The following is a 21,578-nucleotide window of genomic DNA, read 5'->3' as shown; positions in this document are numbered from 1 at the left end:
AAGATGAAAAAATTTAAAACCTATTATACCTTGTCGGGAATCTTGTTAAGTGCATTTTTCTTGACCACAAGTTGTACAAAAGATTTCACAGAATTAAATACGAATCCAGCAGGAGTAACTGACGAAGAGGCAATGGGAGATTTTGCTCTAGTTGCCTCATTTTTGGCACAGGCACAACGCGCTATTCTTCCTGAAAATGTTGGTGAATACCAAGCATCTATAAACTTGACTAGTGATGCATATGGTGGATATTTGGCAGCGGAAGCACCTTTTGTTGGAAATGCGAACAACCTAACGTATGCCTTAGTTCCGGGGTGGTATTCTTCATTATGGGTGGATCGTTATATCCGCGCGATGAACCCATTATATAGAGTTGAAACACTGACTAGATCTGATGAAAAAATGCAGGATATTTTTGCCTTTGCCAAAGTTCTGAAAGTTTCGGCCATGCACAGAACCTCTGATAAGGTAGGTCCAATTATCTATAGTAAATACAATGCTCCAGATGAGAATGATCAAATTCTGTATGATTCTCAAGAAGATGCTTATAAAAATTTCTTTAAAGACCTTGACAGTGCAACAACTGTATTCAAATCTTTAAAGGGCAAGGAAGTTTCTGCTGCAATGAAAAAATCTGATCTGGCATATGCATCGAACAATTATGATCAATGGTTGAAATTTGCCAATACCTTGCGATTAAGATTAGCATTGCGAATTGTTTATAAAGATCCCACTTTGGCAAAAGCAGAGGGAGAAAAAGCTTTAAATCCTGCAAATGGAGGTTTAATGGAAACAGTGGGTGATAATTGTTTTATTAAATTAAGCACAGACCATCCTTTGAACATCATAACCACGACATGGAGCGATACAAGAATGCATGCTAATATTGAATCTATCTTAGGTGGATATGAAGATCCACGGCTTGGAAAACTGTTTGCTAAAGCAACAGATGAAGCAGTGCAAGGACAATTTAAAGGTATACGTTCAGGAATTGAGATTGATGCCAAGAGCAGGTATGACAATTATTCCAAATTACTTCCATTACCAAATAAGATGCAGTTAATGGTTTCATCAGAAGCTTGGTTCTTAAAAGCGGAGGCTGCACTTCGGGGTTGGACCAATGCCGGTGATGCAAAAACAAATTATGAGAATGGAATCGACCGTTCTTTTGAGATGTACGGTTTAGGGGCTCAGTCAAGTGCTTACAAGAGCAATTCTACTAGAAAACCGAAACCTTATATTGATCCCAAAGCTGTAAAAGCAGGTCAAAATGATATTAAGGAAGGATCGCCATTATTGAGCACGATTACTATCCAGTGGAATGAGGCTGACAGCAAGGATCGTAAACTGGAAAGGATAATTACACAAAAATGGATTTCTATGTTTCCTGATGGTGATGAAGCTTGGGCAGAATATCGTAGGTCAGGTTATCCATTGGTATTCCCTGTGGTAGTGAATTACAGTAATAATACGATTCCAACGGTTCCTGGAATCAGGAGAATGCCATACCCAGAAAGAGAATATAACAGCAATAGCACAGCAGTCAATGAAGCTGTTAAGATGTTAGGTGGCCCTGATAATGGTGGAACCAGATTATGGTGGGATGTTGAAAATAAAAAGTTGTAAAAAAAAGAATAAAAAAGCCGGCAGTAGCCGGCTTCTTTATGTCCATTTTCGGACAACAAATGTTCGTTAATGGACAAACCGAGAATTCAAAATATCATATCTTGTTAAATATCAAGATATTGAGTATTCGGCTAATAAATTGCATGCTAATTTTTATTCAAATTATTAGATACATTTACTAAACATTCAATGAACTGGCATTATTTCAAAATTGCATGGAGAAACATTTCTAAGAGAAAGCTTCAGAACACCATTAACCTCATTGGGTTGATCTGTGGAGTGACGTTTATTATGTTGGTAGGAGCTTTCATTTGGGATGCCTATCAAGTAAACACAGAATTAAGAAATAAGGACCAGCAATTCATCCTACAAAGCACCTATAAAACAGATGGCATTGGTATACCATTGACCACTATTGGGGCCTTGCCAAAAGCTTTGCATGAAGAATATCCACAATTAGTAGCCAATTATTACCGTCTAGATGGCCTTACATGCATTATTTCAAATGGTTCAGATAATTTTGAGGAAGGTGTATCCTTAGGAGACCCTACCCTATTATCTATGTTTGGATTTGATCTTTATGAAGGAAATCCTAAAACTGCTCTAGAAGATCCTTTCAGTGTGGTATTAACTGAAAAGGCTGCCCTTAAGTATTTTGGGAATACACATGTACTGGGAAAAAATATTAAGATCAGCAATTTCAGGGGCGATAGACATGATTTTGTTGTTACTGGGGTCATCAAGCCTCAGTTGCAGAATTCAGTTCTTGAACTTACTCCTGCTATGCAAAGTGATATATTTTTACCCATTGCTTCTGAAAAATATTTCGGAAGAAACATCGATAGTTGGGAGAATATCTATATTGCTGGGTTTTTGGAATTAAGAGAAGGTGTAAAACCTGATCAATTAATTAATCCCATTAAAGATCTGGTAAATAAAAATATGGATCCTGAGTTTTCAAAAAACTATGGTCCGCAAATCAATCCTTTATCTTCCTATTATCTGGATGACAATAATGCTGCTGTTAAGAAAATGATCAAGATATTGATTTATATATCGGGATTTATCCTCTTGATGGCAATTATCAATTTTATAAATTTCAGTATTGGTCAGAATATAAGTCGACTCAAAGAAATTGGAGTCCGGAAAATCATGGGTGCACAGTCTTCACAAATTGCCAAACAGTTATTGATTGAATATATCGTATTGGTGTTTGTAGTCATTTTATTTTGTCCTCCGGTTTATATGTTGGTCAAACCAGTATTTGACAATATTTTCATGCGGAACCTACCTAATTTAAATGAATTGCCTATATATTTCTATGGTGCCCTATTTATTTTGACTTTGTTGATTGGTATACTATCTGGAATTTATCCTGCACTGATATTATCAAAAAATGGAATTCTAAATTCAGTAAAGTTACAACTGAACAGAGTCAACAAGAAAAATGAGGTTAGGAAAGTACTTTTATTTATACAGTTTAGCGTTGCTATCATCATCTTAACTTCTACTCTTATTATCTCCAAGCAGATCAATTTATTTATCAATGGAGATATGGGATACAAAAAAGACTATTTACTAACCGTGCAAGTACCTAGAGATTGGTCTGTTGAAGGTGTTCAAAAAATGCAGACCATTCAGAAGGAATTGTCAGAGCTTAATGAGATCAAAAATATTAGTCTTTCTTATGAAACTCCTAATAATATTGTAGGAAGAACTACTATTTCTTCAACCAGTGGCAATCAAAATCCAATTGCATCGCAAATGATTACTTCAGATTCGCAATATGGAATAACTTATGAAATTCCAATGGTAGCTGGCAAGTTTTTCAGCACTAATATTGTAGACAGCAATAGGGTGAAAGAAATAGTTTTGAATAAACAGGCAGTTCAGAGTTTAGGTTTCAAATCTGCAGATGAAATAATTGGGAAAAATATATTTCTAGACAACGATGAACCGGCGATAGTTACTGGAGTTACAGAAAATTTTATAGCTAATTCTATGCATTCAGCCAATACTCCTATTATCTGGACGAATGTTTCCCATAATACTATCTTTAGATACTTTAATATCCGACTAGAAGCTGGTTCTATTGCTAATTCAGTTGATAAATTGGAGAAACGTTGGAAAGAGTTGATGCCTGATTCACCATTTCAATATCAATTCATCGACGATAGCATCAGGAAGATGTATGAAACGGAACTCAAGTTACAGAAGGCTTCAATTTCAGCAACTTTTATTTCATTGTTGATTGTTTGTCTGGGGATTTCTGGCTTAGTTTCTTTGGCAATAAAATCTCGCAACAAGGAGGTAGGAATGAGGAAAATATTGGGAGCTTCCCTTTATGATCTTTTGGTTTTATTCTCCAAAGAATACTATATAATTTTTATCTGTTCAATTATAATCGCTGTTCCAATAAGTTATTTGTTAATGAAAATATGGCTAGAGAATTATGAGTTTAGAGTAGACCTCTCCGTATTTACATTTCTAGGTCCGGTTATATTATTGACTTTCCTATTAAGTGTTTTGATGTTTCTGATTTTAGTCAGAACAACGCGTTTTAATCCAATAGAAAAATTAAGAGAAGAATAAAAATAAGAAGCCCCAAATGATTTTTGGGGCTTCTTATTTTCTTGATTAAACGGTTGGCAATTTATAACCATTATTGTATTTGGCGGCCAGATAAGTATTAGCTTCTTCATCTGTAAATTGCTTTTTATTCTTGTCCCAATAAATTTTCTTTCCAGTTCGGTATGCAATGTTCCCCATTTGCGAGAGGATAGCGATATGTGCTCCAGCTTCAACTGGGGCATTTAATTTACTTTTGTCATTGGTTCTGATAGCAGACACAAAGTTTTCCATATGTTTGAATAAGCCATCGTCTTTTGAGGGTTGATGTGCTACTGCTTCCATCCTTCCCTTTTCAGGTATTACTTCCCATCCACCTCTATTGACTACCAACGTTCCATTATTTCCGATGAATGACACACCGTGATCTTTGCCATAAGGTCCTAGATCAATTCCAGTAGCTTGTTCCCATTGGAGATAAAAATCATCAAATGCAAAAACAGTTGTCAATGAATCTGGAGTTTCGGCAGCATCCTCGGGATAAGCGAATTTTCCTCCTGTTGCCATAATAGAAACCGGGTCAGACACCTTCATACCTATCAGCGCGAAATCTAACATATGGACGCCCCAGTCAGTCATTAATCCGCCAGCATAATCCCAGAACCATCTGAAATCAAAATGGAAACGATTGGGGTTAAATGGTCTTGTTGTTGCAGGTCCCAACCATTTATCGTAATGAACACCTGCCGGAGCTGCTGAATCTGGTTTTACAGGAATGCTTTTCATCCATCCTTGGTACGCCCAAGCTTTAACTGATCTGATTTTTCCTAATTTCCCACTGTGTACAAAGTCCATTGCATCTCTAAAATGCTGTTGACTGCGTTGCCATTGTCCAACCTGTACAACTTTGTTATATTTTTTGTCTGCCGCCAACATAATCTCACATTCTTTGATGGAATTACCCAACGGCTTCTCTACATATACGTGCTTTCCGGCCTTGACAGCATCAACCATTATCATACAATGCCAATGATCTGGCGTCCCTATGATAACCGCATCGACATTTTTATCTTTTAGAAGATCCTTGTAATCTATATATTTTTTCGTTTTGATATTTTTTTGTTCCAGTTCAGCAGTTCTTTTGTTGAGTACATTTTCATCAACATCACAAAGTGCTGTACAGGTCACATTATCTAATTTCAAAATAGCATTCAGATTTGACCAACCCATTCCGTTGGCACCAATCAAGCCAATTTTCAATGGTGAATTTTGATTTGCAAATGCTTCCGCACGAAATAATATGGATGAGCCCGCTAGAACTGCAGCACTCTTCAAGAATTCTTTTCTTTTCATTTATAATGGCTGTTTTAGGTTACGAAGTTAATTTACCAAAATTGCTTAAGAATTCAGCAAAAAAATAAAATTAAGTCCACTACCTTGCAGCGAATTTCCTCAGAAGGGATTGGGTCCAACGCCTTATTTTTTTCAGGAAACCAATTAATTGGGTTCTGACGATTTGGTCTTTTTTGGGATTTATAGCTTCATTGAGTTTTGATTTCCACTGAAGTACTCTACTGTCAAGATCTTTTTCGTTAATGCCTTTCATCTTGTATAAGCCTGCTTCCAAATCAAGCTCTAACATATATCCTCTGAAAAAAGATCTTCCTTCTTCTGTTCCAAGCAATCTATCGACCTGAAGTTCCTCCAAACTGGAACATTGTCCATCTAAAAACCGCTTTAAAAGATGTCTTTTTTGAGTTTCCATTTAAAAACTAACTATACAACCACTTATAAAAATTTTCCATTCCTACCTCATTAACCCTATAATCAGTTCTATTTGATTCAATCTTGATATTTTCTTCGCTGAAGTCTATTACTTTAAAACCGGAAATATGATTTTGGATATAATCAATTATTTGATTTCTCATTGACAGCATCAGGTAAGCTCTAACATTTTTACCTATACCAAGATCTGAGTTATTTCTGTTTTCCCAAATTTGCAACAAAAGACTCATGACCAGGGTTTCAGCTGCGGTTTCACTTTTCACATAGGATACAGCCTGCCGATAAAGAATCTTGGCGTATCTATCAAACAATTCATTATACGCATTCACATCATCCTGCTTGCAGGCTTGCCATATCTCAATATCAGATTTTAGTTTATAATTCATAGGGGGTAAAAACTATAGTAAATTTGATATTTTTAAAATTAATGTGGGGTTAAGTTTTTATTAAGTTAAAGGCGGTTAATATGAATTATAAGGGGGTTAGGTGAATAGTCTGGCAGTATAATCGGTCGATGACCAAAGAGGTTGCAAAAAGGTAATAATGGAACTTAAGTTAAATATATAACTATGATTTTAACGAAGAAATAGAACTACGTGCTTGTGGAAGTAATTTTTTCATCCACATGATCACTGTTCTTTTATCTTTTATATTATACTTTGACATTGCTTCTTCCAGGTATAATTCACCGGAAACTATAGAAACAACTGCTTCTAATTTAGTAGACTCTGGATATTTCACGAGGCAAATAATTAATTTAATATAATGGGTTAATTAAAGGTTAGTATAAAAGTACCTCATCACAGGCGATTAAAGCTCTGTTAGATGCCGAGTTTTTATAAATTCTAACCTCTAGTTTTTGTTTGTTATTTACTTTTAGTTTTTTCTTCAATAACATTGTATTCCCTGATTGAATCAAATCCTTTTCTGAAAAAGTTTCCATCACTTTTCCATTAAGGATTAGCTCAATTTTTTGAGGATGAAGCATCCTGAATCTTTCATTGATCAGAAACTTCATTTCAATTGTTGATGAAGACTTAGAGTACATTTTCAAAATGCATTCTATGTTCAGACTTTCTCCCGAAATTAGCCAACCTTGATGAAAATCTGATGTAAAACCCGGGATATTATCTGATAATAAGACACTTTCTTTTAAAAATTGTCCCGAACTTATTTCTCTTACATGTGTTTTTTTGATCAAATTGACAATAAGAGGTTTTGATTTTAAGCTTTCCCATTCTGATAAATAAGTATTGAGGTAGCCTCCATCCTCTTTATATTTTTCAAAATGTTCAAATCTTGGATATTCTTTTAATCTGTTGAGTGTGGGTTCAACTTTGTTGGAGACCTCCAAATTGCCATTAACGAGGTTAAAGAAACCATTACTCAGATTTCCATTATGATAGAACATCTGCAATCGAGTATAGCTTAATGCTGTCAATAGTTTATCGATGCTTTTCAGTTCTTGGTCTTTTGCTTTATCCCTCAGTTGGTTTAGTTTTTCATAAAACAATAGAAATCTATTTTGATCTAAGTAACTGGCAGTAACTTCCCTAAAGGAAGCATACACATTGATGTTATTATTTGATGAAATATTCTGCTGTTCGAGACCAATGATAAATTCACTAATTAAAGATCCTGTAACAGGGTAGAATTTATTACAATAAGATTTTATCAATTTTTGGACTGATAAAGACGGGTTTATCATTAAAGCACTTAACACAAAGGTTTTAATATCATCAAATGGAGAATAATCATATCCACTACCATTTAAGAAAAATCCGGATACCCCTAAGGAATGGAAATACTTTTGTTGATTTTTGAATCTTGCTAAAACTGGAAAGGGGGATAAATAATCGTCAAAATTTGAAATATAATCCCAGATATAAATATTATTTACCTTGTTATTCCATTGCTTAACCAATCTTGAAAAATCTTGTACAGATTGATTTTTGCGGTCAATATGCACTGTCTTTGGAAAATTGATCGTACTGATAAAAACACCTGTATTAGGTTCCATTTTTATTTTTGGAGCTTCAGTAGTTGTATGATATGCAATGGTAAAAAAATGATGCTTAGGAAACGTCTTCGCTAATCTGTTCAATAAATTTGATACCGCAGGAGTAGCAGATTCGTTTGTGTTCCCATTTTTTTTGCAACTAGCACATGTACAGACTACTTTGTTGTCATTAGGTGCTATCATAAACCATTTCTCTTCTACTTCTCCATAATGATTTTTTATAAAGCTCTCGACTGCACTGTAAGTTTCTTCAGATGAAAAGCATAGTTGATTATTGTTTCTGCCATTCGGAGTGAGGGCACGAGCATTCAAAGGAACATCATCAATAAATACCTTTTCTAAATTATGTCCCCAAATCCCCCAATCTTTGTCCACACTATGAGTATGCAGTATTTCCGTTATTTTGACATCTGAATTGGGCAAGAGATGCGGTTCTCGATATTTCATGTGAAAATCAAAATGACCTGTATGGAAATTAAGGTAAGAAGGAGGTAAATCAGAATTCTCCAAAAAATGAAACTCTCCAAGAATTGAGATTAAATTATATCCCAACCATTTCAAGGTTTCCTTATTTTTCGCAATGATAGAAAGGCTTCCTCTTTTATTTCTGATTTCATAATCCGAAGACATTTCGGGAGATATCTCAAAATAGATTGTGTTTTCGGAATCAAGGTGTGAGTTTGTTGTAGACCTAGCAATAATTAACTTACTTCTCTCGGTTTTTCTTCTATTTATTTGGTCAACGAATTCATTTGTTATTTTTTGACTTTCCTGATCATCATTTGAAGCAATAAAAAGCCTCAAGACCGAAAAGTCAAAGTTATTAAGCTCTTCCTTGGAAATAGCCATAGCTGGAATTGAAAATATAATAAATAGAATAAATATGAATCTAAAACGAGACATTGAGCCGCTGGTATATTGAATAATTAAGCGTGTCAAATATACGTTTAAAGGGAAAGCTTTTATTTAGGGACAAGAATGTTTTTAGTGAGTAAGCAAGAAAGATTAAAGTGGCTTTTCAAAACCTCACTTTAAAGCCAATTCCTCTTATTGATTGAATACTTAATTTATCATCTTTCTGCAAATACTTCCTCAGTCGAGAAATAAATACATCCATGCTTCTACCTGCAAAGAAGTCATTGCTTTGCCATACTTCCCTTAATATATCATCTCTTGCAATCAGTTGGTCTTTGTGCTGAATAAGATAAGAAAGCAATTTGTTTTCTCTTTCAGTTAGTTGGACCGTCCCGCTTTGAGGGTGTATTAATAGCATTTTTTCTTGGTCAAAAGTATAAGTACCTAGAGAAATGATCTGATGCAATGCCGGTTGGATTTTTGTTCTTTTTATAATATTGTGGAGACGTAAGGTCAGCTCTTCTGGGTCGCACGGCTTGGTCATATAATCATCGGCTCCGATCTTTAAGCCTGTTAACTTATCGATTTTTTGGTCTTTGGCGGTTAGAAAAAGGATTGGCAGTTTGGGATGTGATGAAAAGAACAATTCTGCTAGCTTAAACCCATTCATATGAGGCAGCATGACATCCAAAATTGCAATATCATACAAAGAAAGGGAATCAAGCTTATCCAGCATTTTACGGGGATCATCTATCCATTCCACACTCATATTGGAATATTCCAGGTATTGCTGCAACATTGCTCCAAAGTCGGGATCGTCCTCAACTAATAAGACTTTATTTTCCATAAGGTAAAACAATTAAGAATTCTGACCCTTTATTAATTTGGCTCTTTACTTTGATATCTCCATTAAACTGATCTACCACCTTTTTCACAATGTAAAGTCCTAATCCAAGACCTTTAGTATTATGGATATTGTCCTTTTGTACACGATAAAATTTCTCAAAAATATATGGTAATTCATCGGTATCAATTCCATGTCCATTATCTTGGACTTTGACTTGCAGGACATCTTCAAGCAACTCAACAGAAAGACCTACTTGAGTCGCTCCATATTTGAAACTGTTTGTAATCAGATTGCTAATGATGGTTTCAAATAAAACCTTATTGACCTGAATTGTCTGTTCAGGAAAAGATAATAGATTTACTTGCCCATTTATTTCAGCTGTCTGCAAATCGGACAACAAATGGTTGATGTCATTTAAACCATAATCACTTTTTTCAGTTGTTACATCAGGATCTGTTAGTGGCTGTAATAATTTCTCCAGTCGAAGTATCTGACGGTCTAAAACAGAGAAATTACTATCATTATGTTTTTTCTGCAAATTAACTGAAGCTAACTTCATCGTAGATATAGGTGTTCTCATTTCATGCGATACATTGTCTACCATATCATGGAGAACCAAAACCTGTTTCTTCTGTTTAAGAAGATTTTTATAAGTTATATAGAATATATAAAGAATGGCTATTAGAATTAGGAAGGAGGCTACAACAAACAACAATAATTCATTAAATAAAATCCAATACAAGTTAGCTATGATAAAAGTAGTTTTTCTGGAAACCAAAAATCCATAGCTTATAATTTTTTCATCTTCGTTAACCTGTTCATTTATCCTTTCTTTTTCTGAAGTTGATTTGGAATAAGACATTTCCCAAGTACCACTAGTTAGGGAATTTTCCAGTCCTTTATCCTTTGAAGACTCATAGATAGTGATGTTCTTATTTAGAAGATCACGGTTTTTGGAATTAGAATATATTGAGGTTAATTCTTTTTTCACGGCAACTTGATAGCCAAGGTCCATGAATAAACTATCTACATATTTTTTTAATTTCTTAGAAACAGTTTCTGACCGATCATTGTAAAATCTTCGAACACTATCCTCATTGATTTTATTTTCATCTAATGCAACAAATAATTCAAGATAGGTTTTGTTCTTCATGTAATAAGAATCATCGAATTTATCTACATCATCCTCTAGATCCTTTAATTTTACACGAACAGTTTCAACAATCTCCTTTTGCCTTAATGCATAACTATTGACCAGAAAATAAACTTGCATACCGACCAATACAGTAAAGAGTAGCAAAAATGACAAGATATACGTAATTGGTCTTTTGTTCATAGCACAAATATAAATTAAGGAATTCAACATTAATGTACATTAACCTCTCATTAACCGTTTGTTAACCATCCTTTCAAAGCCCATTCATCAATTTTGAAAAAAAAACAATGATGAGATTAGTTTTAATGCTTCTATTATTTCCCCTGTCGCTGGGTGCTCAAGAGATAACGCTCAACGGTCGTGTATTTTCTGAGCTACAAAAGCCGATCAGTTCAGCTACTATCACTTTTAAAGATATCCAGACAAAGCAACCCCTAACATCTGCGGTTTCTAACAATGATGGAACCTTTAAAGCAACTTTCAAAGCTCAGGACAGTTTGATATTGGAAGTTTCGCATTTAAGCTATGAAAATTACACTGAGGTCCTATCCCCAAATTCTATCGATAGTTTGCTGATTCAACTGTATGCTAAAGGTAATCAGTTAGAGGAGGTTTCTGTCATCGGCAAAAAACCATTAATAACCCGCAAGATTGATAGATTGGTTTATAATGTCGAGAATAGCAATATTACTTCACTTAACAGCTGGGAAATCCTTAAGAAAACTCCATTGGTCAGTGTTCAAGGTTCAACAATAAGTGTAAGAGGAAATTCCAATATTAAAATTCTGATTAATGAAAAACCAGTGATGCTGAGTGGAGAAGAGCTAAAGGCATTATTGGAAAGTAACAACGGAACTGATATCGAAAGCATTGAAGTTATAACAAATCCGCCCGCAAAATATGAAGCATCTGGTTCTTCAGTCATTAATATTAAAATGAAGAAGACTAATTTATATGGCTATAAAGGAGTTCTCACAGCAAGACACACGCAAAGCGACTTTGCAAAAGAACTTCTTGGGATCAGTAATTTCTTTAGGTCTGAAAAATGGAACATCAAGGCTACCTATAATTTTATCAGTGGAACATATGCCCGATACGGGACCGATTTTATTTATTATCCAAAGGACGAAACGGAATGGAAAACAGAATTGAACAGGGTGGATCACGCCAAGAAACAAAACAGCTATTCAATTGGAGCCGACTACTCAATCGATAGTACATTAACCCTTTCTATTGGACTCGATGGATATTATGACCCTAAGACTTATGGATATTATAATGTACCAACTAGTATTTCAAACAAAAGTGGAAACATAATTTCAAGATATCAAACGCTCAATGACCATATCCGAACAAATAACAACAATAACTTTTATACCCAATTGAGCAAGGAATGGTCAGAAAACAAAAAACTAGATTGGACAAACTACGCTTCATTCAGCAACAGTACTCATTGGCAAGATATACAGACTCGTCTCAACTTTTTAAATGAGCCTAAAGATACATCTCATTTTAGTACTGATAATATAAATAAAATCCAAATGTATGCCAGCCAATTGGACCTATCAAATTCATGGAAAGGGGTTGGTTTGGAGTATGGTGCGAAATACAGCTTCGTTAAGAGCCAAAGTGATTTACTGTTTCAAGAAATGGTGAATGGAACTATGCAACATTCCCCTGAGAAAAGTAATCTCTTTAATTATAAAGAACATAATATAGCGGCTTATGTATCGGGCAGCTATTCTTATAAAAGATGGCAATGGAAAGCAGGATTGCGTGCTGAACAAACGTTATTAAATGGAACTGTTGAACCAAGCCTGGATATCAACAAACAAAATTATCTAGAATTTTTCCCTACTTTCTACACGCAATATGATCTTGAAAAAGCCGGGCAGATAGGATTTTCATATGGAAAGCGGATTAGCAGACCTTCATACACTTGGTTGAATCCTGCAAAGTCATTTTACAACCTTTTCTCCTATTTTCAAGGAGACCCCAGACTTCGAGCAACGATTAGCCATAATCTCAACTTGAATTACACCATAAAGAATTGGAATATCGACCTTTTCTATCAATATGAAAAATGGCCAAATATGGAAATTTCATTTCAAAACAACGAGACAAATGAATTGGTCTATAAATATACCAATATCCGAAAAAGAGAATTGGGGGGACTGAGTATAAACAAGAATTTTGTGCTCTACAAATCTTGGCAACTTCAGACAGATCTAACTGGTTATTTTCATGAAAACCAGTTCATGGGAATGGATCAACAATTATACTTAAATAATGTATTTTCTTTTAACAGTCGAATTAATACGAGTTTGGTTATTGACCCGAAATCTAAGTGGAACTTAGAAGTAGGATATAACTTCTACTCTCCTTCAATCCAAGGCCCATTCACGATCTCATCTTTTTCCAGTACGTATTTAACAACATCACGAAAATTCTTCAAGGACCGGCTAGAGTTCAGTCTATCCTTTCTAGATATTTTCAAAGATGAAGGGACTACCATCAGATCGAATTATGCTGATCAAAACAATTACTTTTTAGATTATGCTGATGCACGAAGAATTGTTGGTACCCTTAAATATTCCTTTGGGAACCAAACATTGAAAAATGGGAAGTCTGTGAAACAAGCCGAAGAAAGAGAAAGATTTTAAAGATGAGTTAAAATGTTAGTTGAATTCCGTAAGTGTTCACATAGTTACCTGAGATATTTACAGATTGAACAGTTGGAGCAAATTGAGCTGCTTTTTTCTTGTGACGATTTGCGCTAATAAACTTTGGAATGCTGATCAGAGAAACAATGGCACCTCCACCTATTCCTATAAATGAAGCCGTCATAGCACCTAGTGTGGAATAAACCTCACCAGTAGCATTCTCACGTTTTGGCGACAAAGCCCCTGTTGAGTGTAAGACTACTGCGGAAGTACCTACTACAATCCCTGAACCACCAATGATGAGTAGCCTTTTTGCTTGTTTTGATTTTATCTTTGAAATTTCCAAATGATGATTGAAATGGTCGGTGTTTGTAGTTTGAGCATTGCTAGGATATGATAAGAATAAAACTGATGTAATTATTGAAATGGTTGTTAACTTAAACTTTGAAATGGTCATTTGGAATATGTGTTACTATTTTATTCGTAAAAGTAAAAATAATATCATAAATATAAATAGTTGAGTAAGTTAATTTTTTATGGGAATAATAAATTTCTTTGACACAGATTATAATCAATTATGAGAAAAAATGTTAATTCAAGCATTTATCCTGTATTTGTCTAAAATTTATCCAAGACCAATAGCTTTAAATATTATGGTCTGAATGATTTTAATTGTATGGAATTTGCTATTGAATTATTTAATTCTCCAAATGATACACCAACAGGTTAAATGAACTAAATTGCAATATAGGATTTACAATACCAGCGAGTCTATAAAATTCCTGAGATGAACAATGAAAAGTGGAAATACCAGTGTGTTAGTACAAAATGTAATTAGAAAAAAGTATGAAATGGAAATTCATTTTAGTAACCATAGTCATCATTGTCATCATTGTAAACTTACCAATTGTTAATAAGAACGTTTTATTGATGATGGATGGAAACAATCCATTTAAATATTCTAATTTGAACGCATCATTTACACAACAAGAGTCATTTGCATTTAAAGATTCTTACTTGACAAACTGGTCAATAAATCGTTTCATTGAAGAGACTCACCCTTCCAATGAAGATAAACAAGTATATCGTCTTTATAAAATCAATCCCCTGTGTTTTTGGAGATGGTCTTACTATATTTCTATTAGTAGGAACTATAAGTATAAATCATGGAATGAAATAGAAAAGAACCGAGTACCATATAACCAAGAGAATATGTGGCAGGATTTTTAATTTGATTTGAGAATATAACTTAATTGCTTTAGCTATAATAATTTTTGATAAAGGGGGATTTGAGGGGAAGTCTAAATACTAAATACTTTCAAATGGGTGTCAGGATTGGCTGCGTCGCTCTAATCCCCGCACTCTTGGCCGCAGCCATCCTGGTGCTGGGTGGACTTAAACAAAATCGAAGCTTTTCACTAAAGTGAGCTTTTTTTCGTTCCTGGGACGAGCTCAAATAAATTTGGCTCGACCCAGGAACGAAAAAAGCCTCCCGCTATGCGGAAGGCTTCGATTTTGTTTGTCGGGGTGGCAGGACGAATCTGCGCACACTCAAATATCTATATGTCAATATGTTGACTTTCTTTAAAAAGAACTACTCACCGTTTAACTCACATATAATTTGTGATTCGATGTTGCAAATTTAATCATTTAATTTGATTGAGCAATACAATTTGGTGATTTTTGATTTAAACCTCAAAATCACTAAAGCGATTTTTCTGGCTCATTTTTTCAAATAAAAAGATTAACAAGGTTCAAAGTTATATAATAAAGCAATCAGACTTAAAGTCTCTTTATATCCGTTAAATTTGCGTTTACTAAAGGGGCTTTTCAAAGTCATTTCATACTGAATATTTATAAAATAATCTCCACAGTTGGGTGAGATTTATGACAAAAATCTTCCCACAGGTGGGGTGAACTTGGGTAAAGGTATCACTTAATATAATGATGTTTGTGTATTAATTAGGGATAAACTGAATTTTGAAATTCGCTATTGATCACAAAAATTATGGGCTATGCAGCATTCTTTACACACCATTATTTTAGAGATACATAATAAGGAAGATAAGATTTTATCACAGAGCAAAAGGTTGATTGATGAGGCTTATGAAATGACCTTGTATCTACAAGACCTGTTATTTGAGGTCAAGAAATATATTGCTAAAAAGGGCTTTCAAAATGATGGGGAAGAAATAAAATTCTTCCGAACCATCAAACCCCAAATACTTGGAAAACTCATCTACTACAATAAAATTTACCGGATTGAAACGACCTGTCCGGTCAGCAACGGCAAAATGTATTACAGTTACTTTTCGACTCAATTAGCCAATCTTAAAAGAGAGTACATTGAGCATATCTGCAATTCAGATTTTTATAGGTACTATCGTTCGGGGCGTACGGACCGTGACGACACCTATTTCAAAAGAGGCAACATAAATTACCACGACGGTCTGAACAGTATCGTCTTTGAAATTGATCCCGAATTTTCTACTTTCTACGATTACAAGACCGCAAGGATTATCGCCAACGAATTGCTTTATACCTATCTGCTGACGAAAATCAATCCAGATGAAAATCCCGATGCTATTTTACAAAAGCCGGAAAACGCCAAAGATATTTTTTGGACAGAAAGCAAAAACGCACTTGTCGAATTGATATATGCCCTGTATGCTTCGGCAGCAGTTTCGCACGGTAAAACCGGTGTCCGAAAAATCAGTTTGATGTTCCAGATACTTTTTGGCATTACGCTCGGTGACCTGCACCACGCATTCCACAGAATGAAAACCCGAAGCGGTTCCCGAACGGCATTCTTGGACCAGCTTAAAACTTCATTGGAAGAATATATGGATAAAGACCTTTAACCCAATGCAGGTCTTTTGTTCAGGGCAGTGCATTGTTGTGTACTGCTTTTTTGTTTATACCATAAGCCAATGTATGTCAATTGGCAAATGATGGTATAAACCATCTCCTAAATACTCGAAATTCTTTTTAAGCCCTACCAAACAAGGGTTTCTCCCAATTGCAAAAATTTTCAAAAAACAGCCAAACCAATTGGCAGGGCTTGGCTGATAAACACTGCCACGCTTCCCAATTTTGCATGGTGAACATTAAAACTTATCGACTATGAATATTGACAGAATGGAATTTATAGCGTGGATGGAACGCATCATGGACAGGTTTGATATGTTGGGCGACAATATTGACGATTTAAAAAAGAAACGCAATAGCATAGACGGAGAAGAACTGCTCGATAACCAGGACCTGCTGCAAATGTTGAAAATCAGTAACCGTTCCCTGCAACGCTACCGCTCCATAGGTAAACTACCTTACTATACCATTAGCGGAAAACTGTATTACAAGCTATCCGATGTGCACCAGTTTATCAGGGAGAGTTTTAACAAGTAAAACGCCAATGCGTGCCAAATACTGCCTTTGACTGCCACTTCGGGCGATGCAGTAACTGCTTCATTTACTTTCGGCAATAAAACTTTAAACTTTTCAGATTATGAGTGAAGAAAAAGAAACAGAAAACCAACAGGTTGCTTCCGAACAGTTATCGGATATACTTTTAGTGCTGGATAAAGAAAAAATGAAAATCCAAGCTGTAAAAAGTATTGACAAAAGCGGAAAAATGGAAACGGTTGACCCTACGAAGAAGAACCAAAGCGAGTTCATGCGGGTGGATAAACACGGTGATTTCGTGACCAATTTCCTTTCCAATTTTTGGAGGCAGTTAAAAGACCCTACCAAATTTGCTCTTTTCAAAGTTTCGGCTGACGAAGCCGTAGAGAAAGCAAAAGAATTTCAGAATCAGATAAACAATCCAACTGCCGAAGGCAAAAAGAAAATGGAAAAGCATGAAGTGAAAAATGAACCCGAACAAGAGCAAAAACAAGAAAATAAAAATGATATGACAAAAACAGAGACAACCCCGGAAACAAGCGAGTACCGCTTCCAGCCGGAACAGATTGATTGGGAAACAATGAACAATCTCGGATTAAGCAAGGAATACCTTGAGAAAAAGAACCTCCTTGACCCACTATTGAGGGGTTACAAGACCAATGAGCTTGTACCTATAAGCGTTAATCTTGGCGGTGCGGTCGTCCGTACAGATGCCCGCTTGTCTTTACAGTCCACCCCGGAGGGGGACGTTGTGGCAGCGGTACACGGTATCAGGCGTGAACCCAACTTAAACTTTGAGTTTTTCGGACACAAGTTCTCAGACGAGGACAAACAGAACTTACGTCAAACAGGCAATATGGGGCGTGTGGTCGATCTGATAAACTCCAAAACAGGCGAATTGATGCCGTCCATCATTAGTGTGGACCGGCTTACCAATGAGCTGATTGCTTTGAAAACAGATTTCATCAAAATCCCCGATGAGGTTAAAGGTATAAAACTAAATGACGAACAAAAACAAACCTTAGTGGAGGGCAAACCCCTGTTCATTGAGGGAATGATTTCTACAAAAGGTACTCCCTTTGATGCAAACGTACAGTTCAATGCGGATAAACGGTATGTGGAATTTCTGTTTGACCGAAGCAACAATAACAGGCAAACCCAAAACAGCCAACAGGACAATCAGCAAAGCAGGTCGCAGGAAGCCCCGAAAACCTTTAGGGGAAAGGAACTGGAGGATGACCAATACAACAAGTTCAAAGACGGTCAAACAGTTTACATTCCGAATTTGGTCGATAAGAAAGGGCAAACTTATAACGGCTATATCACATTCAACAAGGAAACAGGAAAAACCAACTTTGAGTTTCCCAACCAATACAAGGAACGGATAAAACCTACAGAAGCCCATAAAACGCAGATTGCCGTCAATTCCGAGGGCAAGACCAACGAAGCGACCAAGAATATCAAAGAGCCTCTACAGAAAGGGCAGCAAAGACCGAAAAACGAAAAGCAACAGGAGCAACAGAACAAACCCAAAGCACCTGCAAAATCAAAGGGTAGGAAAGTGAGTTAGGTATGAAAACAATTATCGCAGAAAAACCAAGCGTAGCAAGGGAAATAGCCAGCTTGTTGGGTGTTTCCGAAAAAAGGACGGTTATCTAACGGGCAATGGCTATTTCGTTACGTGGGCATTCGGACACCTTATCGGTTTGGGAATGCCCGAAGATTATGGGATTTCGGGATTTGACAAGGCTTCCTTGCCGATACTCCCGAATCCGTTTATTTTGACTGTTCGTAAGGTCAAAAAAGACAAAGGTTATACAGTCGATACTGGAGCATTAAAGCAACTGAAAGTCATCAAGGAGCTATTCCATAAAAGCAACAGTATTATCGTAGCTACCGATGCAGGTCGTGAGGGTGAACTTATCTTTCGGTACATTTATGAATATCTGAAATGCCGTAAGCCCTTTCAGCGGCTTTGGATAAGCTCGCTTACTGAAAAAGCAATCAAGCAAGGGTTTGACAGCCTGAAAGACGGTAAAGAATTTGACGGCTTATTTCAGGCTGCACAAGGCAGAAGCCGTGCCGATTGGCTGATCGGCATCAATGCGACACAGGCATTGAGTATAGCCGCTGGCAACGGCATTTATTCGCTGGGCAGGGTGCAAACACCTACATTGGCTTTGATTTGTAAACGCTATCTGGAAAATAAAAATTTCGCTATTAAAAAGTATTGGCAAATTCAGCTATTGCACCGCAAAGAGGATATTGATTTTAAGAGTATCTCAAAAACCAAATGGAACGAACAAAAGCTTGCGGAAGATACATTACGACTGGTCCAAAGACACGGAACCGCAACGGTCATATCTGTGGAAAACAAAAACACCACGGAGCAACCCCCCTTGCTTTTTGATCTCACAGGCTTGCAAAAAGAAGCCAATAAAAAGCTGAACCTGTCGGCAGAGCAAACACTCAATATTGCCCAGAACCTTTATGAAAAGAAATTTATTACCTATCCACGTACCGGAAGCAAATATATACCCGAAGATATGTGGAGTGAGATACCTAATCTTGTAAGAGCGTTACAGGACAATGATAACTTTAAGCAAGCTATTTCTAAATTAAAATGGGGTCGCTTCAATAAACGTGTCGTGAATGACCTGCGTGTAACAGACCACCACGGAATACTCATCACGGACAAAGTGCCGTCTGCACTCAATGCCGACGAAACAAAGGTTTATGATATGATTGCCTTTCGACTGCTCGAAGCTATCTCTCAGCCTTGCATTAAAGAAATAACGGATATAGCATTGGAAGTATCACACTACGATTTTATGCTAAAAGGCTGTAAAGTTTTGGAAGCGGGCTGGCGTTCGATCAAAGGAACATTTTCGGACGAAGATACCGAACCGATACAGGATTTGCCCGAACTGAAAAAAGGCGGTGAATTGAAAATCAAAGAAGCCTCCTGTTTGGAAAAGAAAACAAAACCACCTGTGCTGTTTACCGAAGCCGGACTATTGTCGGCAATGGAAAATGCCGGAAAGGAAATAGCGAATGAAGATGAGCGTAAAGCCTTGCAAGGCATTGGCATTGGAACACCCGCTACAAGAGCGGCAATAATCGAAACGCTTTTTAAGCGGGATTATATCAAGCGTGAAAAGAAATCCCTTGTTCCTACCGAAAAAGGATTGCAGGTTTATGATGCTGTAAAGGACAAAAGAATTGCCGATGTAGCTATGACCGCCGAATGGGAAATGGCTTTGCAGAAGATTGAAAACAACGAGGCAGATGCTATGGATTTTCACCAATCCATGGAAGCCTACGCCTCGGCCGTTACGCAGGAACTGTTGAGCATCAGCATTGCGGGCGAAAAGCAGCACGAACTGACCTGCCAAAAGTGCAAAGCCCATAAACTGCTCATCAGGGATAAGGTGGTCAAATGTCCCGATGAAGCGTGCAACTGACTTTTGTTCCGCAATATCTGCGGGGTACGGTTGAGCCTTAACGAAGTGGAGAACCTCGTAAACAAAGGAACGACCAGCCTTATCAAAGGGATGAAAAGCAAAGCAGGCAAAAAGTTTGATGCCCGTATCGTACTGAAAGATACCTATGAAACATCGTTTGAATTTGACAACAGCACATATAAAAAGAGATGAACAGCAACGCAATCATAAGCCGAAAGGAAATAGAAAACCTTATCTACACAATACGGGGCAAACAGGTTATGTTGGACAGCGACCTTGCCAAGTTGTACCAGGTCGAAACAAAAAACCTTAACAAAGCCGTAAAAAGAAACATAGAGCGGTTTCCCCAATCATTCTGCTTTCAATTAACAGAAGAAGAAGCTGAAAACTTGAGGTTCCAAATTGGAACCTCAAGTTTAAATTACGGCGGCAGGCGTTACCTGCCCTATGTTTTTGGCGAGCAAGGGGTCGCCATGCTGTCCGCCGTTTTGCGCAGCGAGATAGCTGTAAAGGTCAGCATCGAGATTATGAATGCCTTTGTGGAAATGCGCAGATTGTTAATCGGAAATGCCGCATTGTTCTCCCGGATGGATAAAATCGAACTCAAACAGATTGAAGCGGACGGCAAATTTGAGGAAATCTTTAAGGCTTTGGAAAGCGGGAAGCTGCACAGTGATAAAGGTATTTTCTATGACGGGCAGATATTTGATGCCTATACCTTTGTCGCCGATATTATACGGAGCGCACAAAGGTCAATTATCCTTATAGACAACTATGTGGATGATACGGTGCTAACGCTACTCGGAAAGCGTGGGCAATCCGTATCTGCCACTATTTACACCAAAAATATCAGTAATCAATTACAACTCGATTTACAACGCTACAACAGTCAATATCCGGCTATCAATGTACACGCATTTGCCCATGCCCATGACCGTTTCCTCATTATTGACGGTACGGAACTATACCACATCGGCGCATCACTAAAGGATTTGGGTAGGAAATGGTTTGCCTTTTCCAAAATGAGCGCAGAGGCAAGTAAGATGATTAGTTTACTAAATGGCATATTGCGTGAGGGATAGCAGCGACATCCTTTTGTGGTCCTTTAAGATCCGCAAAAGATATAGCGGATAGCCCGACCCGGTTGCATTTTTGGGTCGTCCTCTGTGCGGTGGTTAAATGCAGACGGTGG

15 protein-coding genes and 1 pseudogene are annotated in these 21,578 nt (G+C 36.7%); 9 read left to right on the top strand and 7 right to left on the bottom strand.

The features are described from left to right. The first annotated feature begins 3 nt into the window (after positions 1 to 3). Both CRT24_RS17455 and CRT24_RS17450 read left to right on the top strand, forming a co-directional pair. On the top strand, positions 4 to 1,626 hold the full coding sequence (locus CRT24_RS17455) for a SusD/RagB family nutrient-binding outer membrane lipoprotein (protein ID WP_257214082.1): 1,623 nt from the start codon (positions 4 to 6) through the stop codon (positions 1,624 to 1,626). A gap of 189 nt (positions 1,627 to 1,815) precedes the next feature. Further along, on the top strand, positions 1,816 to 4,218 hold the full coding sequence (locus CRT24_RS17450) for an ABC transporter permease (protein ID WP_099372387.1): 2,403 nt from the start codon (positions 1,816 to 1,818) through the stop codon (positions 4,216 to 4,218). 45 nt (positions 4,219 to 4,263) lie between these two features. Here the strand turns inward: CRT24_RS17450 and CRT24_RS17445 are convergent, their stop codons facing one another. From CRT24_RS17445 to CRT24_RS17420, 6 genes are all read right to left on the bottom strand, one after another. Beyond that, on the bottom strand, positions 4,264 to 5,547 hold the full coding sequence (locus tag CRT24_RS17445) for a Gfo/Idh/MocA family protein (protein ID WP_099372386.1): 1,284 nt from the start codon (positions 5,545 to 5,547) through the stop codon (positions 4,264 to 4,266). A gap of 79 nt (positions 5,548 to 5,626) precedes the next feature. Continuing rightward, the gene (locus CRT24_RS17440) at positions 5,627 to 5,959 is read right to left on the bottom strand and encodes a hypothetical protein (RefSeq protein ID WP_099372385.1); all 333 of its coding nucleotides are present in this window, start codon (positions 5,957 to 5,959) and stop codon (positions 5,627 to 5,629) included. Positions 5,960 to 5,966: 7 nt separating this feature from the next. Further along, positions 5,967 to 6,365, bottom strand: coding sequence for an RNA polymerase sigma factor (locus tag CRT24_RS17435; protein ID WP_099372384.1), 399 nt, complete (start codon positions 6,363 to 6,365; stop codon positions 5,967 to 5,969). A gap of 395 nt (positions 6,366 to 6,760) precedes the next feature. Beyond that, positions 6,761 to 8,848, bottom strand: coding sequence for a DUF4838 domain-containing protein (locus tag CRT24_RS17430; protein WP_218962659.1), 2,088 nt, complete (start codon positions 8,846 to 8,848; stop codon positions 6,761 to 6,763). A 169-nt stretch (positions 8,849 to 9,017) separates the two neighbouring features. Beyond that, entirely contained in the window at positions 9,018 to 9,701 is a 684-nt protein-coding gene (locus CRT24_RS17425) for a response regulator transcription factor (protein WP_099372382.1), read from the bottom strand. Then, positions 9,691 to 11,037 carry a HAMP domain-containing sensor histidine kinase gene (locus tag CRT24_RS17420; protein ID WP_180269165.1) on the bottom strand — a complete coding sequence of 449 codons (1,347 nt, stop codon included), beginning with the start codon at positions 11,035 to 11,037 and terminating at the stop codon, positions 9,691 to 9,693. The genes CRT24_RS17425 and CRT24_RS17420 overlap by 11 nt, the downstream gene beginning before the upstream one ends. A 107-nt stretch (positions 11,038 to 11,144) precedes the next feature. On the opposite strand from CRT24_RS17420, the gene CRT24_RS17415 reads away from it, so the two are divergent. Continuing rightward, the gene (locus tag CRT24_RS17415; RefSeq protein ID WP_257214081.1) at positions 11,145 to 13,520 is read left to right on the top strand and encodes an outer membrane beta-barrel family protein; all 2,376 of its coding nucleotides are present in this window, start codon (positions 11,145 to 11,147) and stop codon (positions 13,518 to 13,520) included. Positions 13,521 to 13,527: 7 nt separating this feature from the next. Here the strand turns inward: CRT24_RS17415 and CRT24_RS17410 are convergent, their stop codons facing one another. Continuing rightward, complete coding sequence (locus CRT24_RS17410; protein ID WP_099372379.1) at positions 13,528 to 13,977, bottom strand: hypothetical protein; 450 nt, start codon at positions 13,975 to 13,977, stop codon at positions 13,528 to 13,530. A 389-nt stretch (positions 13,978 to 14,366) separates the two neighbouring features. Here CRT24_RS17410 and CRT24_RS17405 point away from each other — a divergent pair, with 389 nt between their 5' ends. From CRT24_RS17405 to CRT24_RS17380, 6 genes and pseudogenes are all read left to right on the top strand, one after another. After that, on the top strand, positions 14,367 to 14,750 hold the full coding sequence (locus tag CRT24_RS17405; protein ID WP_099372378.1) for a hypothetical protein: 384 nt from the start codon (positions 14,367 to 14,369) through the stop codon (positions 14,748 to 14,750). 785 nt (positions 14,751 to 15,535) lie between these two features. Then, positions 15,536 to 16,381 carry an RteC domain-containing protein gene (locus CRT24_RS17400; RefSeq protein ID WP_002993297.1) on the top strand — a complete coding sequence of 282 codons (846 nt, stop codon included), beginning with the start codon at positions 15,536 to 15,538 and terminating at the stop codon, positions 16,379 to 16,381. Positions 16,382 to 16,643: 262 nt separating this feature from the next. Continuing rightward, on the top strand, positions 16,644 to 16,925 hold the full coding sequence (locus tag CRT24_RS17395) for a helix-turn-helix domain-containing protein (RefSeq protein ID WP_002993296.1): 282 nt from the start codon (positions 16,644 to 16,646) through the stop codon (positions 16,923 to 16,925). Positions 16,926 to 17,025: 100 nt separating this feature from the next. Continuing rightward, positions 17,026 to 18,492: a DUF3945 domain-containing protein gene (locus tag CRT24_RS17390; protein ID WP_099372377.1), complete on the top strand. Its 1,467-nt coding sequence runs from the start codon at positions 17,026 to 17,028 to the stop codon at positions 18,490 to 18,492. A gap of 2 nt (positions 18,493 to 18,494) precedes the next feature. Further along, positions 18,495 to 20,578, top strand: a pseudogene (locus CRT24_RS17385) (DNA topoisomerase 3). Further along, on the top strand, positions 20,575 to 21,468 hold the full coding sequence (locus tag CRT24_RS17380; protein WP_002993291.1) for an ORF6N domain-containing protein: 894 nt from the start codon (positions 20,575 to 20,577) through the stop codon (positions 21,466 to 21,468). The pseudogene CRT24_RS17385 and the gene CRT24_RS17380 overlap by 4 nt, the downstream one beginning before the upstream one ends. Positions 21,469 to 21,578 lie beyond the last annotated feature (110 nt).

It is taken from the genome of Sphingobacterium sp. 1.A.5, assembly GCF_002734235.1.
GTDB lineage: Bacteria > Bacteroidota > Bacteroidia > Sphingobacteriales > Sphingobacteriaceae > Sphingobacterium > Sphingobacterium daejeonense.
Note: the sequence above shows the minus strand (reverse complement) of the source record. Positions and strands in the feature narration are given on the sequence as shown.

Excerpts from the sequence above, each read along its gene's own strand:
- CRT24_RS17455 (WP_257214082.1), top strand. The coding sequence starts at position 4 with ATGAAAAAATTTAAAACCTATTATACCTTGTCGGGAATCTTGTTAAGT.
- CRT24_RS17450 (WP_099372387.1), top strand. The coding sequence starts at position 1,816 with ATGAACTGGCATTATTTCAAAATTGCATGGAGAAACATTTCTAAGAGA.
- CRT24_RS17445 (WP_099372386.1), bottom strand. The coding sequence starts at position 5,547 with ATGAAAAGAAAAGAATTCTTGAAGAGTGCTGCAGTTCTAGCGGGCTCA.
- CRT24_RS17440 (WP_099372385.1), bottom strand. The coding sequence starts at position 5,959 with ATGGAAACTCAAAAAAGACATCTTTTAAAGCGGTTTTTAGATGGACAA.
- CRT24_RS17435 (WP_099372384.1), bottom strand. The coding sequence starts at position 6,365 with ATGAATTATAAACTAAAATCTGATATTGAGATATGGCAAGCCTGCAAG.
- CRT24_RS17430 (WP_218962659.1), bottom strand. The coding sequence starts at position 8,848 with ATGGCTATTTCCAAGGAAGAGCTTAATAACTTTGACTTTTCGGTCTTG.
- CRT24_RS17425 (WP_099372382.1), bottom strand. The coding sequence starts at position 9,701 with ATGGAAAATAAAGTCTTATTAGTTGAGGACGATCCCGACTTTGGAGCA.
- CRT24_RS17420 (WP_180269165.1), bottom strand. The coding sequence starts at position 11,037 with ATGAACAAAAGACCAATTACGTATATCTTGTCATTTTTGCTACTCTTT.
- CRT24_RS17415 (WP_257214081.1), top strand. The coding sequence starts at position 11,145 with ATGATGAGATTAGTTTTAATGCTTCTATTATTTCCCCTGTCGCTGGGT.
- CRT24_RS17410 (WP_099372379.1), bottom strand. The coding sequence starts at position 13,977 with ATGACCATTTCAAAGTTTAAGTTAACAACCATTTCAATAATTACATCA.
- CRT24_RS17405 (WP_099372378.1), top strand. The coding sequence starts at position 14,367 with ATGAAATGGAAATTCATTTTAGTAACCATAGTCATCATTGTCATCATT.
- CRT24_RS17400 (WP_002993297.1), top strand. The coding sequence starts at position 15,536 with ATGCAGCATTCTTTACACACCATTATTTTAGAGATACATAATAAGGAA.
- CRT24_RS17395 (WP_002993296.1), top strand. The coding sequence starts at position 16,644 with ATGAATATTGACAGAATGGAATTTATAGCGTGGATGGAACGCATCATG.
- CRT24_RS17390 (WP_099372377.1), top strand. The coding sequence starts at position 17,026 with ATGAGTGAAGAAAAAGAAACAGAAAACCAACAGGTTGCTTCCGAACAG.
- CRT24_RS17380 (WP_002993291.1), top strand. The coding sequence starts at position 20,575 with ATGAACAGCAACGCAATCATAAGCCGAAAGGAAATAGAAAACCTTATC.